Annotated in this window: 10 protein-coding genes; 5 read left to right on the top strand and 5 right to left on the bottom strand. The window is 69.5% G+C overall.

Annotated features, from left to right (window positions below; all coding sequences use genetic code 11):
- Window positions 1-92 precede the first annotated feature (92 nt).
- Genes EIZ44_RS23520 through EIZ44_RS23510 form a run of 3 tightly spaced genes read right to left on the bottom strand, consistent with a single transcriptional unit; the run spans window position 93 to window position 1506 of the window.
- The gene (locus EIZ44_RS23520; protein ID WP_134731229.1) at window positions 93-743 is read right to left on the bottom strand and encodes a DUF899 domain-containing protein; all 651 of its coding nucleotides are present in this window, start codon (window positions 741-743) and stop codon (window positions 93-95) included.
- On the bottom strand, window positions 740-1177 hold the full coding sequence (locus EIZ44_RS23515; RefSeq protein WP_134731227.1) for an SRPBCC family protein: 438 nt from the start codon (window positions 1175-1177) through the stop codon (window positions 740-742). Before EIZ44_RS23515 ends, EIZ44_RS23520 begins: the two co-directional genes overlap by 4 nt.
- Entirely contained in the window at window positions 1174-1506 is a 333-nt protein-coding gene (locus tag EIZ44_RS23510; RefSeq protein ID WP_037809913.1) for an ArsR/SmtB family transcription factor, read from the bottom strand. The genes EIZ44_RS23515 and EIZ44_RS23510 overlap by 4 nt, the downstream gene beginning before the upstream one ends.
- Before the next feature lie 122 nt (window positions 1507-1628).
- On the opposite strand from EIZ44_RS23510, the gene icmF reads away from it, so the two are divergent.
- Window positions 1629-4868 carry a fused isobutyryl-CoA mutase/GTPase IcmF gene (gene icmF / locus EIZ44_RS23505; RefSeq protein WP_134731226.1) on the top strand — a complete coding sequence of 1080 codons (3240 nt, stop codon included), beginning with the start codon at window positions 1629-1631 and terminating at the stop codon, window positions 4866-4868.
- Between the two features lie 4 nt (window positions 4869-4872).
- Here icmF and EIZ44_RS23500 read toward each other — a convergent pair whose 3' ends face one another.
- On the bottom strand, window positions 4873-5577 hold the full coding sequence (locus tag EIZ44_RS23500; RefSeq protein WP_134668222.1) for a class I SAM-dependent methyltransferase: 705 nt from the start codon (window positions 5575-5577) through the stop codon (window positions 4873-4875).
- A 108-nt stretch (window positions 5578-5685) separates the two neighbouring features.
- Between EIZ44_RS23500 and EIZ44_RS23495 the strand changes: the two genes are divergently transcribed.
- Window positions 5686-6522 (top strand): LLM class F420-dependent oxidoreductase, encoded by an 837-nt coding sequence (locus EIZ44_RS23495; protein WP_134731224.1) that lies wholly within the window; start codon window positions 5686-5688, stop codon window positions 6520-6522.
- Window positions 6523-6571: 49 nt separating this feature from the next.
- Here the strand turns inward: EIZ44_RS23495 and EIZ44_RS23490 are convergent, their stop codons facing one another.
- Window positions 6572-8572 (bottom strand): acyl-CoA dehydrogenase family protein, encoded by a 2001-nt coding sequence (locus tag EIZ44_RS23490; RefSeq protein ID WP_134731222.1) that lies wholly within the window; start codon window positions 8570-8572, stop codon window positions 6572-6574.
- Between the two features lie 164 nt (window positions 8573-8736).
- Here EIZ44_RS23490 and kstR point away from each other — a divergent pair, with 164 nt between their 5' ends.
- From kstR to EIZ44_RS23470, 3 genes are all read left to right on the top strand, one after another.
- On the top strand, window positions 8737-9369 hold the full coding sequence (gene kstR, locus EIZ44_RS23485) for a cholesterol catabolism transcriptional regulator KstR (protein ID WP_037809922.1): 633 nt from the start codon (window positions 8737-8739) through the stop codon (window positions 9367-9369).
- Window positions 9370-9975: 606 nt separating this feature from the next.
- Entirely contained in the window at window positions 9976-12711 is a 2736-nt protein-coding gene (locus EIZ44_RS23475; RefSeq protein WP_134731220.1) for an SCO1167/SCO6262 family helicase, read from the top strand.
- Window positions 12711-13865 (top strand): SWIM zinc finger family protein, encoded by a 1155-nt coding sequence (locus tag EIZ44_RS23470; protein ID WP_037809925.1) that lies wholly within the window; start codon window positions 12711-12713, stop codon window positions 13863-13865. The genes EIZ44_RS23475 and EIZ44_RS23470 overlap by 1 nt, the downstream gene beginning before the upstream one ends.

The following is a 13865-nucleotide window of genomic DNA, read 5'->3' as shown; positions in this document are numbered from 1 at the left end:
CCGGGTCACGCTTGGGTGGCCCGGTTTTTCTCTGCCTTGAGCGCTTGACGTCGAGCACCTGCAGTTCCGCGCGGCCGTCGCGCGGAAAGTTCTCAGTACTCGTCGTGACGGCGCCACCAGCTGCTGGGTGCGTCGGTGCCGCGGGACTCTTCTTCCCATGCCTCCTGCCGTCCGAACGGGGTGACGTCGAGGTACCGCAGCGTGCTGATGAACTGGTCGCCGCCGCGGCCGTCGGTGAAGTAGGTGCGGTAGACGTCGTCGCCGTCGCGGAGGAACACGCTCACGCCGAAGCCGCCGTCGATGCCGCAGTCCGCCGGGAAATCCGTGCCCGCGGCGGAAACCCACGGGATCGTCCAGCCCATCCTGGCCCAGTACCGCTCGATCTCCGGCGGCGTCGCGGGCGCGGCGACCTTGAGCGTGACGTCCCGGGCGTGCAGATGCGCGAGGTTGCTCATGTTGTCCACGAGCAGGGAACAGCCGGGACAGCCCACTTCGTCGCCGGGGTACAGCATGAAGTGGTAGACGATCAGCTGGCGGCGGCCGTCGAACAGGTCGAGCAGGCTTTGCGTGCCTTCCGGACCAGTGAATTCGTACTGCTTCGCGAAGCGGACCATGGGCATCCGGCGACGTTCGGCGGCCAGCCGGTCGCCTGCTCGCGTGTGTTCTTTTTCCTTGCGCAGCAACGATTCGCGGGCGCTGGCCCATTCTTCGGGCGAGACGACGCGGGGGAGTGCGGCGGTCATTTCAGGTCCTCCAGGATGCGGTCGAGATCTTCGAAACCGGATTGCCAGCCGTCGATGTGGCCGTCGCGCTCGGCGATGTCCGGGAACGGGGCTTGGTGGAACGTCATCGAGGTTTTTCCTGCCAGCTCGGCGAAATCGATGGTCACGAGGGTTTCGCCGACTTCGTCCTGCGGGTGTTGCCAGCGGAACGTGAACACGAGCCGGGACGGCGCCGAAACCTCGCGGTAGACGCCGGACACCCGGCGGTCGACGCCGTCATCAGTGCTGGTGATCCGGCTGTGCCAGGTCCCGCCGGGGCGCGGGTCCGTGCTGGTCTCGGACGCGACGAAGCCGTGCGGGCCGAACCAGCTCGCGAGGTGCGCCGGGTCGGTCCAGGCCTGGAACACCAGGTCCCTCGGTGCGTCGAAGACCCGCACGATGGTCAGCTCGCTCATTCAGTCCCCTCCTGCAACTGCCGCAGGTGCTCGTCCAGGCGGTCGAATCCGGACTCCCAGAACCGCCGGTACTCCGCGACCCAGCCGGCGACGTCCGCCAGCGGGCCCGCTTCCAGACGGCACGGGCGCCACTGCTTGGTGCGGCCCCGGCTGATCAATCCGGCCTGCTCCAGCACTTTCAGGTGCTTCGACACCGCTTGCAGGCTCACCTCGAACGGCTCGGCCAGCTCGTTGACGGTGGCCTCGCCGCGGGTGAGCCGGGCGAGGATCGCGCGTCGGGTCGGGTCCGCCAGCGCGGCGAACGTGGTGCTCAGCTGATCTGTCGGCATCGGTGCTCAATCACTTGGTTAATTAACTAATGAGTTGAATATAGCTCCGATGTCAACCCTTGAGAGCCGGGTCACCTCGGGCTCGGGTTTCCAATAGTAGGAAGTCCTAGTAAATTGGGAGGATGAGCGGCAGCGACCTGTACCGTCCCGCGAACCCGGTCCGGTTCGTCACGGCATCCAGCTTGTTCGACGGCCACGACGCCTCGATCAACATCATGCGCCGGATCCTGCAGTCCCAGGGCGCGGAGGTGGTGCACCTCGGCCACAACCGGTCCGTCGACGAGGTGGCCACGGCCGCGATCGCCGAGGACGTCCAGGGCGTCGCCATCTCCGCCTACCAGGGCGGGCACGTCGAGTACTTCAGCTACCTCGTGGAGCTGCTGAACGAGCGCGGCGCGGGGCACATCAAGGTGTTCGGCGGCGGCGGTGGCGTCATCGTGCGCGAGGAGATCGACCTGCTGCATTCGCGCGGCGTGGCGCGGATCTTCTCGCCCGAAGACGGCTACGAGATGGGCCTGCCGGGCATGATCAACATGATGATCAAGGAGTGCGACAGCGACCTGTCCGCGCAGCCGCCCGCCTCGGTCGACAAGCTGCTGTCCGGCGACGTTCAGGCGCTTGCCCGGGTGATCACCCAGCTGCAGCGCGAAAACCTGCCCGCCGAATGGCTGTCGGCGATCAACGAGGCCGCCGGGAAGAAGCACGTGCCGGTGCTCGGCATCACCGGCACCGGCGGTTCCGGCAAGTCCTCGCTGACCGACGAGCTGATCCGCCGTTTCCGCCTCGACCAGGAAGACAAGCTGCGCATCGCGGTGCTCGCGGTGGACCCGTCGCGGCGCAAGGGCGGCGGGGCGCTGCTCGGCGACCGCATCCGGATGAACTGCCTCGACGGTTCGCCGGTGTACTTCCGTTCGCTCGCCACCCGCACCACCAGCGGCGAGATCCCGGCCGGGCTGAGCGAGTCGATCCTCGCCTGCAAGGCGGCCGGATTCGACCTGGTGATCGTGGAGACGCCGGGCATCGGCCAGGGCGACGCGGGCATCGTCGACTACGTGGACGAGTCGCTGTACGTGATGACGCCGGAGTTCGGCGCCGCGTCGCAGCTCGAGAAGATCGACATGCTCGACTTCGCCGACGTGGTCGCGATCAACAAGTTCGAGCGCCGCGGCGCCGAGGACGCGCGTCGCGACGTCGCGCGTCAGCTGGTGCGCAACCGCGAGGCGTTCGGCTCCGCGCCCGAAGAGATGCCGGTGTACGGCACGAGCGCGGCGAAGTTCAACGACGACGGCGTGACCGCGTTGTACCAGCACCTGCGCGACATGCTCGCCGATCGCGGGCTGTCGGTGTCCGCCGGTACGCTGCCGGCGGTTTCGGGCAAGGTCTCGACGGACGCCAGCACGATCATCCCGGGCAACCGGGCGCGCTACCTCGCCGACATTTCCGAGACGGTGCGCGGGTACCACGAGCAGACCGAGAAGCAGGTCGCCGCGGTACGCAAGCGCGAGCACCTCGCCGCGGCCAAGGCCGCGCTGTCCGAAGTGGACGCGAACACCGACGCACTGGACGGCCTGCTCGCCGCCGCGGAGTCCGACGTGGCCGGCGAGACCACCAAGCTGCTCGAGCGGTTCCAGGCGCTCGCCGCGGAATACCGCCAGGACGAGCTGGTCGTGAAGATCCGCGACAAGGAACTGCACACCCAGCTGTGGCGGGAAACCCTGTCCGGCAACCGGATCCCGCGCGTCGCGCTGCCGCGCTACACCGAGTCCGGCGAGCTGCTTTCCTTCCTGCGCCGGGAAAACCTGCCCGGCTACTTCCCGTACACCGCGGGCGTGTTCCCGTTCAAGCGCGAGGGCGAGGACCCGGCGCGGATGTTCGCCGGCGAGGGCGACGCGTTCCGCACCAACCGCCGGTTCAAGCTGCTGTCGGCCGATTCCGAGGCCAAGCGGCTGTCGACGGCGTTCGACTCGGTCACCCTCTACGGCCACGACCCGGACACCCGCCCGGACATCTACGGCAAGGTCGGCACCTCCGGCGTCTCCATCGCGACGCTGGACGACATGAAGGCGCTCTACGACGGGTTCGACCTGACCGCGCCGAACACCTCGGTGTCGATGACGATCAACGGCCCCGCGCCGACGATCCTCGCGTTCTTCCTCAACACCGCGATCGACCAGAAGTTCGCCGCGTTCCGCGAGGAGCACGGGCGCGAGCCGTCCGCGGACGAGGCGGCGCAGCTGCGCGAATGGGCGTTGCGGAACGTGCGCGGCACGGTGCAGGCGGACATCCTCAAGGAAGACCAGGGCCAGAACACCTGCATCTTCTCCACCGAGTTCAGCCTGCGGATGATGGCCGACATCCAGGAGTGGTTCATCCAGCACGGGGTGCGCAACTTCTACTCGGTGTCGATCTCCGGCTACCACATCGCCGAGGCCGGGGCGAACCCGATCTCGCAGCTGGCCTTCACGCTCGCCAACGGGTTCACCTACGTCGAGTCGTACCTGGCGCGCGGCATGGACATCGACGATTTCGCGCCGAACCTGTCGTTCTTCTTCTCCAACGGGATGGACGCGGAGTACTCGGTGCTCGGCCGGGTCGCGCGGCGGATCTGGGCCGTGGCGATGCGCGAGCGCTACGGCGCGAACGACCGGTCGCAGAAGCTCAAGTACCACGTGCAGACCTCGGGCCGGTCGCTGCACGCGCAGGAGATGAGCTTCAACGACATCCGCACCACGCTGCAGGCGCTGTGCGCGCTGTACGACAACGCGAACTCCTTGCACACCAACGCGTTCGACGAGGCGATCACCACGCCGTCGGAGTCCTCGGTGCGCCGGGCGATGGCCATCCAGATGATCATCAACAAGGAGTGGGGCCTGTCGAAGAACGAGAACCCGCTGCAGGGTTCGTTCGTCATCGACGAGCTGACCGACCTGGTCGAGGAGGCCGTGCTCACCGAGTTCGACCGGATCTCCGAACGCGGCGGCGTGCTCGGCGCGATGGAGACCGGCTACCAGCGCGGCCGGATCCAGGACGAATCGCTGCTGTACGAACGCAAGAAGCACGACGGCTCGCTGCCGATCATCGGCGTCAACACCTTCCGCAACCCGAAGGCGGGGGAGGACGACGTCGAGGTGGAGCTGGCCCGCGCGACCGAGGACGAGAAGCAGTCCCAGCTGCGCAGGCTCGCCGAATTCCAGCAGGGGCACCGCGAGGAGGCCCAGCAGGCGCTCAAGGCGCTGCGCGACGCGGCCACCCGCGGCGGCAACCTGTTCGACGTGCTGATGGATGCCGCGCGGGTGTGCTCGCTCGGTCAGATCACCGAGGCGTTCTTCGAGGTCGGCGGCCAGTACCGGCGCAACGTCTGACCCGTCACGCCCGGTCGGCCGCCAGCCGCCACATCGGGACGAGGACCCGGCCCTGCTCGTCGACGTCCAACGCGTCGAGCGCGGTCGGGTCCGGCTTTTCGTCCTCCGAGACGGCGGCGACCGCGGCGATGAGGCCCTCGCGGCTCATCGCGGTGGTGTAGACGGCTGGTTCGAGAGCGCTGATCGTCCAGCCGTCGCCGACCGTTTCGCGCAGATTCTGCTCGGTGATCCGGTACGGCACCGGGAAGTTCGCCGGCACTGAGTCGGAGAAGCAGAAGATGTTCAGCCGCGCGCCGGGCTTGGTCGCGCGCCCGAGCGCCGCCACGTACGCGTGCCGCTGGTCTTCGTCGAGACAGTGGTAAAGCGCACTGTCGAGGACCGCGTCGAAGCGGCCTTCGTACCCGTCGAGCCGGGTTGCGTCGGCCTGGTCGAAGGTGACCTCCAGGCCGCGCTTCGCGGCGGTTTCGCGGGCCCGTGCGAGCGCGGTCGGCGCGCCGTCGAGACCCGTGACGCGGTGTCCGCGAGACGCGAGGTACAGCGCGTTTTCGCCCAGGCCGCAACCGATGTCGAGCACTTCGCCGCGGAATCCGCCGTCCGCTTCGAGCGCGACCACCGCGGGCTGCGGGCCGGCGATGTCCCACGGGATCTTCTCCCCGATCGGGGTCTTGCCTTGGTACATCTCCTCGAAGTCGACGTCCGTCACGTCCATCCGGAGCCTCCCTATTCAACGGGTGATGATTTAACGCTAGCGGACCGGACCGGTGATCTGTCAACAGCCCGCGGGAATACCTGCCCGATCCGCGGAGTAGAAGGAGGCATGGATTTCGGGATCTCGACGTTCGTGACCGACGAAGGCATCCGGCCCGACGTGCTGGGCGAGGCGGCGGAGGAGCGCGGGTTCGCGTCGCTCTTCCTCGCGGAGCACTCGCACATCCCGGTGAGCCGCGAAACGCCGTACCCCAGCGGGGGCGAGCTGCCGCGCATCTACTACCGCACGCTCGACCCGTTCGTGGCGCTGACCGCGGCCGCGGTGAACACCTCGGAGCTGGTGCTGGGCACCGGTGTCGTGCTGCTGATCCAGCGCGACGTCATCCACACCGCGAAGGAGGCGGCGTCGCTCGACCTGGTGTCGCGCGGACGGTTCGCCTTCGGCGTCGGAGCCGGGTGGAACCGCGAGGAAATGGCCAACCACGGCACCGACCCGAAGACCCGGGGCGCGCTGCTGAACGAGCAGATCGCCGCGCTGAAGGCGATCTGGACCCAGGAGCAGGCGGAGTTCCACGGCAAGCACATCGACTTCGACCCGATCTTCGCGTGGCCGAAGCCGGTGCGGACGCCGCATCCGCCGATCCTGGTCGGCGGCGCGAGCGACGCGGCGCTGAAGCGGCTGATCGAGCACGGCGACGGCTGGATCCCGAACCCCGCGGTGTCGCCGGACGACGTGCGCCGCGTGCGGCAGCAGCTCGCCGAGGCGGGCCGCGGGGACATGCCGTCGCAGCTCTTCGGCGGGCCGGCCGACGCGGACGCGATCAAGCAGTACGCCGACGCCGGGCTGGACCACTACGGGATCATGCTGCCGACGCTGCCGGAGGCGGAAACGCTGGCGCTGCTGGACGAATACGCCCGTCTCGCCGCTGCTTTCCGCGCCGAGTGACGTGCCGTGAAGGACTCCTCGATCGCCTTGAGGAGTCCTTCACGGACGTTCAGCGGGGGAGCCCGAGCACGCGTTCCGCGGCGGCGGAGAGCAGGACCTGCGTGGTGCCGCCCGCGATGGAGAGGCAGCGGGTGAGCAGAAACTCTTGCGCCGCTGGGGTTTCCGCGACCAGCTCCGGCGCGAGTTCGAGGGCGAACTCGGCTGTTTCCTGCCGATGCCGCACCCCGAGCAGCTTCGCCACCGACGATTCCGCCCCCGGCCCGAGCCCGTCCAGCCGCCGCAGCGTCGCCCGCAGGTCGAGCACCGAACACGCGCTTCCTTGTCCGATCAACGCGCCGAGCCGGTCGCGATCCACGTTCTCGGGCGCGGATTCCAGCAGCGCCTCCACGTTCTCACCCACTGCGGATCCGCGGCCCAGCGCGACGCGTTCGTTCGCCAGCGTCGTGCGCGCGAGCTTCCAGCCCGCGCCGGGTTCGCCGACGACATCGGCGTCCGGAACGAAGACGTCGTCCAGGAAAACCTCGTTGAACACGCTCCGCCCGGTGATCTCGCGCAGCGGCCGCGTGGTGATGCCGTCGGTGCGCATGTTGACGAGGAAGTACGTGATTCCCTTGTGCTTCGGCACATCCGGGTCGGTGCGGGCGAGGCAGATCGCCCAATCCGCTTCGTGAGCCAGCGACGTCCACACCTTCTGCCCAGTCAGCAGCCAGCCGCCGTCGGTCCGGCGCGCCACGGTGCGCAGCGACGCGAGATCCGAGCCGGCACCCGGTTCACTGAACAGCTGACACCACGTCACTTCGCCGCGGAGCGTCGGCTTGGCGAAGCGTTCGCGCTGGTCGTCGGTGCCGTGCGCGAGAATCGTCGGCACTGCCCAGCCGCCGATCACCATGTCCGGCCGTCGGATGTCCGCCGCGGTCAAGGCGGCGTCGATCCGCAGCTGCGTCGCCGCGTCCGCACCCAGGCCGTACGGCTGGGGCCAGTGCGGGGCCAGCAACCCCGAGTCCGCGAGCGCCGCGCGGCGGTTTTCTTCCGGCAGGGCAGCGATTTCCTCGACCAGCCGGGTCACCTCGGCATCCTCGCCGACGTTCACCCCAAGCGTCCGCCGTTTCCCTGCCAACGCCAGGTCCGCGGCCCGCTGCCGCCACTTCCGGGAACCGCCGAGCCACTGCCGCAACGCCAACGCGCGCCGCAGGTACAGGTGCGCCTCGTGCTCCCAGGTGAACCCGATCCCGCCGAGCACCTGGATGCAGTCCTTCGCGTTCTCGACGGCAGCGTCCAACGCCACCGCCGCAGCGCTCGCGACGGCCAGCGGGTCGCCGACCGACGAAGCCGCGTCCCACGCCAGCGCCTCGGCCGCTTCGGTGCGGCACAGCATCTCCGCGCAGAGGTGTTTCACTGCCTGGAAAGCACCGATCACCTGGCCGAACTGCTCCCGGACCTTGGCGTACTCGACGGCCGTCGTCAGGCACCAGCGCGCCACGCCCGCCGCTTCCGCGACCGCGAGCGTCGCCGCGAGATCGCGGACGTCCGGCAGGTCCAGCACCTCGCCCGGCACGTCGGCCCTTACCCGCCCCAGCGACCGGGAAAAGTCGAAGGGCACCAACGGTTCCACCGCTGTTCCGGGCGGACTCAAGACGTACCGATCACCGCGCGGCACGAGCAGCCACGACTTAGCGTCCGCACCCGGTACGGTCGCCGACTCTTCCAACTGCACCGCGACCTGCGCGGTCCCCTCGGCGATCTCGGCGGCGAGTTCCTTCGAATGCTCCGCGAGCAGTAGCCCCGCCAGCGCGGTGCTCAGCAGCGGCCCCGGCACCAGCGCCTCCGCCGCGGCGGCAAGCCCGGCCGCGAGATCCGCGACAGTCCCGTCCGCACCGTTCACCGACGCAGGCAACGCGACGCCGGTAATGCCGAGCGCGGCGAACCCGTCCGGGAGACTGGCCCCCGTAGTTTCGGCCGCGCGCACAGCGGCGACCGGATCGTGTGCCGCCGCCCAATCCCGCACAGCGGCGGCGAGCGCGGTTTGTTCCTCGGTGAGCGCGACCGGCATCGGTCTCCTCCTCGCGGGGTACAGAGCTACTGGCGAGTGTAGAACGTGTTACAGTTTTTCCGCCAGGCGGTCGAGAGTTGAACCTTTCTCCAGGGCAGGTACGCTTAGCCGGAAACTGGAACGAGTTCCGCAAGACGGCTTGCGTGACGACAGAGGGGATTGCGATGCCGGGGAAGGCGAAGACGCCGGCGGCGAAAACGCGGGCGAACGGCCTCGGCGCGATGGGCGAAGAACTGGGCTCCGCGGCCCAGCGGGACCGCCGCCGCCGCATCATCGACGCGACGCTCTCGCTGGCCTCGAAGGGCGGCTACGACGCGGTGCAAATGCGCGCGGTCGCCGAGAAGGCGGACGTCGCGCTGGGCACGCTCTACCGGTACTTCCCGTCGAAGATTCACCTGCTCGTGTCAGGGTTGGCTCAGCAGTTCGAGGCCGCGCACGAAAAGATTCAACGAAGCGCGATCCCCGGCGAAACCCCCGCCGAACGCCTGATGTTCGTCCTGGGCCGCAACACCCGCCTGATGCAGCGCGATCCGCACCTCACCGAGGCGATGGTCCGCGCGTTCATGTTCGCCGACACGTCCGCGGCCGCCGAGGTCGAACTGGTCGGCAGGCTGATGGAAGACATGTTCGCGAGCGCGATGGGCATCGACGACCCCACCGAAGCGGACCGCGACATCTTCCACGTAGTCGCCGATGTATGGATGGCGAACCTGGTCGCCTGGGTGACCCGCCGCGCCTCCGCCGCCGATGTGGCCAGCCGCCTGGAGCTGTCTGTCCACCTGCTGCTGGACAAATAGCCGCGGGCGTGAGGGCCACCCTGAGGGAATCAGATTCCGTGAGGGTTCCCCTCACGACCCTCGGCTAGCCCGCGACGCCCCGCGACGCCCCGCGACGGCCGTGAGGGGCCCCTTCACGGACTTGGATTCCCTCAAGGAGCCCTTCACGGCCCGCTCGCCCCGCTCGCGCCACGCCCGCTTGCCCCGCGCCCGCTTGCCCCGCGCCCACTCGCTTCGCGCCCGCTCACCTCGCGCCCGCTCGGGATGCCGCCCCAATGCGGCATTGGGTGCGTCCCACGCACCGAACGCCACATTGGGTGCATCCCGTGCACCCAATGCCACTTTGGGTGCGTCACATGCACCCAATGCCACATTGGGGCGCAAGCCCCAACCCCCAAACCAAACCGCAGCCGATGCACTCAACTGTCGGTGCACCCACACCACCCCCGCACCCCGATACGAAGCTCTCCTGCGGTCTGAGGGTGCTTGTCAAGGCATCTTTCCCGCCTTGACAAGCACCCTCAGACCGTCAGCACAATCAAGCTTCGGGGTGCCCCGCGCAACCACAAGCGATGTCGCCGCCAGGCGACGAGCAAAACTGTCAGACCCGAACGTTACGGTGCTGGAGTGGAGTCCGACCAGACCACCCAAGCCACCTACCTCCCCTCGGATCCCCCGCGAGAGGGAGTCCTGGCGCTGTGGGGCGACGAGATCGAGGGAGACACCCCGATCCAGCTAGTCCTGCCCGGCGGCGGAAAATTCTCCCGCACCGAGGTCATGGCGAGACTCGTCCCACTGGAGAAAGCGATCCCGCGCCTCCTCGTGGTACCGGACGAAACCAGCCCCGCCCTGTCAGCCTGGTCGGCAGTAGTCAACGCCGGAGTGAACCTGGTAGCGCGCGGCCGCCTGCGTCCAGCGTCGACCCCGAGCGGCCTGGGCACCTGGCGAGTAGGCCCCCTCGACGCATCCGACGAAGAACTCCTCCGCGGACTAGCCGCCGCATTGCCGCCCGAAGCACACGCCCTCCCCCTATCCGGCGTGAAACGAATCCGCCTGCACTCACCGGAATCCCTGGTCCGCGCGGTATGGGACGCCGCAGCGGACGTCCTCGTGCGCAGTCCCGCCGCAGCGATCGGTTCCGGCGGCGCAGCATTCGCGGAATCACAGCCCACCCTGTTGGACCCAGACGGCGCGGCCTGGCTCACCGAACTGGAAGCCCGCAGCCCAGACGGCGCACAACTGCTGCTGCGGATCGAAGCGACCGACGAGGAATTCGCCGGAGTCCTAGCCGTCCGCTCGACCCTGGAACCGAGCCTGGTCGTCGAAGCCGCCACTCTCTGGGACGCACCGGAAGCGGTCCTGCACCGGCTGGGCGACCAGGTCGAAACACAGCTCCTGCTGGGCCTGAGGCGAGGCGCCCGAGCCTGGCCGCCGCTGGGCCGGATCCTGTCCGAACCGGCACCGACCACGCTCCCGCTCACCGACGACGAGGTAGTCGACCTGCTCGGCACCGGCGCACGCGACCTGGGCGGCGCGGGCATCGAAGTCCTGTGGCCCAAGGATCTTTTCGCCGGTGAGGTACGGGCGAAGGCGAGCGTCACGCAGGCTCCGGCGAGCGAATCCGGTCCGGCGTTCCCGCTCAACGGCCTGCTGGAGTTCCGCTGGCGGCTCAGTCTCGGCGGCAGCGAGCTCACCGACGAGGAGGTCGCGGCGCTCGCCGAAGCCAAACGTCCGCTGGTCCGGTTGCGCGGGCAGTGGGTGAAGCTCGATCCCGCCTTGCTGGCGCGGATGCGGGCCCGGCGCTCGCGGCTCACCGGTGCGGAAGCGCTGGCCGCGGCGCTCACCGGCGAGCTGGAGGTCGACGGCGAACGCGTCGAGTTCGCCCCGCAACCAGCGTTGTCCGGGCTCGCCGAACGGTTGCGGGAAAGGGAACCCGCGCCGGTCGAGGAACCGGCTGGGCTCACCGCCACGCTGCGGCCGTATCAACGGGCTGGGCTCGGCTGGCTCATCGCGATGACCGAACTCGGCCTGGGTGCCTGCCTCGCGGACGATATGGGTCTGGGCAAAACAATCCAGCTCATCGCCCTGCACCTGCACCGCCGCGCGCAGGCGGCGGGTCCGACGCTCGTGCTGTGCCCGACGTCGTTGCTGGGCAACTGGGAACGCGAGTTCGGCAAGTTCGCGCCGGACGTGCCGGTGCGCCGATTCCACGGCGGCGGACGGCATCTCGACGACCTGGCCCCGGACGAGGTCGTGCTCGCCACGTACGGGGTGCTGCGCCGCGACCGGGAGCTGCTGTCCGAAGTGGACTGGGGCATGGTCGCCGCCGACGAGGCGCAACACGTCAAGAATCCGTTGTCCGCCACGGCGAAAGAGCTGCGGCAGGTACCGGCGGCGGCCCGCGTCGCGCTCACCGGCACTCCGGTGGAGAACCGGCTCACCGAACTGTGGTCGCTGCTCGACTGGACCACGCCGGGGCTGCTCGGTCCGCTGGAGAAGTTCCGCCGCACCGTGGCGCGGCCGATCGAACGGGACCGGGACGAGACGGTCACCGGAAGGCTCGCCGCGACGGTCCGTCCGTTTCTGTTGCGCCGCCGCAAAACCGACCCGGACATCGCGCCGGAACTGCCGCGGAAAACCGAGACCGACCGGTACGTCCCGCTCACCGCCGAGCAGACCACGCTGTACGAGGCGGTGGTGCGGGAGAACCTCGCGCAGATCCGGGAAGCACAAGGGGTTCAGCGGCGCGGCCAGGTGCTGAAGCTGCTCACCGAACTCAAGCAGATCTGCAACCACCCGGCGCACTACCTCAAGGAAAGCAGCGGCGCGCTGAGCGGACGGTCGGGCAAGCTCGCCGCGTTCGAGGAACTGCTGGACGTCATCCTCGACGAGGGCGAGAGCGTGCTGGTGTTCAGCCAGTACGTGCGGCTGTGCCGGTTGCTGGAGCGGCGGCTCGCCGAACGCGGGCTGCCCACCGCGCTGCTGTCCGGCGAGGTCGGGCCGAAGCAGCGCGACGAGATGGTGGCCGCGTTCCAGTCCGGCGAGGTGCCGGTGTTCCTGTTGTCGCTCAAGGCGGGCGGCGTCGGGCTCAACCTCACCCAGGCCACGCACGTGATCCACTACGACCGCTGGTGGAACCCGGCGGTGGAGGACCAGGCCACCGACCGCGCGTACCGGATCGGGCAGGACCGGCCGGTGCAGGTGCACCGGCTGATCGCCGAGGGCACGCTGGAGGAACGCGTCGCCGCGGTGCTGGAAACCAAGCGCGGGCTGGCCGACGCGGTCGTCGGGGCGGGGGAGGACTGGATCACCGAACTGTCCGACGACCAGCTCGCCGACCTGGTCCGGCTCGGGAGCGGCTGATGCCGCCGCGGCGGACGTTCGGCCACCGGTGGTGGGGCCGGGCGTGGGTGGAGGCGCTGGAGCAGCGCGCCAAACTCGATCCGAACCGGCTGCCGCGCGGGCGGACGTACGCGCGTAAGGGCGTCGTGGACCAGCTGGCGATCAGCGCGGGCGAGATCACCGCGTGGGTGCGGGGAAGCCGCCCGGATCCGTACCGGGTCGCGATCCGGATGCGCGAGTTCAGCGCGTCGGAATGGGACAAGCTGCTCGACGTCGCCGGTCGCCGCCTCGGGCACGCCGCGGCCCTGCTCGACGGCGAACTGCCCGAGGAACTGGCCGTCCAGTCGCGGGAGGCCGGGGCCGACCTGCTGCCCGGACCAGGCGATCTGCGGCCGCGCTGTTCCTGTCCGGACAGCGCGAATCCGTGCAAACACGTGGCGGCGGTGTACTACCTGGTCGCCGACGAGGTGGACGCCGATCCGTTCGTGCTGTTCACCCTGCGCGGCCGGGGCCGGGACGAGGTTTTGGCTCAACTGCGCGAATTGCGGACCCCCAGTGCCGCTCGCCCGGCTCGCGCGCCGGAGGTCGGGCTGACGCCGAAAAAGGCGTACGCACGGCGGATCGCGCCGCTGCCGCCGTTGCCCGCGATTCCCGGCGAACCCGGTCCGCCCGCCGTGCTCGACCTCGACCCGCCCGCGCGCTCCGGCCTGACGTCCGCCGGCCTCGCTGCCCTGGCCGCCGACGCCGCGTCGCTCGCGCTAGACCTGCTGCACGCCCGGGATGCCTTGGCGGACTTGACTTTCGCCGAGGACCTGGCGCGTCGAGCCGCCCGGCCGGGCGCGGACGTGTTCGGACTGGCCGCTGCCGCCGAGGTCGCGCCGTCGGAGCTGATCGTGTCGGCGCAGGCATGGCGAGAAGCGGGCCGGAGCGGACTGGCGGCACTGCGGGACGTGTGGAGTCCCGGCCCCGGACCGTTGGCGGCGGCTCGGGCGGAACTCGCGGAGTTGGCGGGGGAGGCGAAGGTATGGCGCAACCGGGTGACGGCCGGACCGGTGCAGCTGCGATACGGACGGGACAGCCGGTGGTACCGATTCGTGCGCGTCGCGGGGCAGTGGTGGCCGGACGGACCTCCGGCCGAGCAGCCGGTCGATCTCGCTTACCCCGCGGAGAGCTGA

This window comes from Amycolatopsis nivea (assembly GCF_004522235.1).
GTDB classification, from domain to species: domain Bacteria; phylum Actinomycetota; class Actinomycetes; order Mycobacteriales; family Pseudonocardiaceae; genus Amycolatopsis; species Amycolatopsis nivea.
This window is presented reverse-complemented; position numbering and strand designations above follow the sequence as displayed.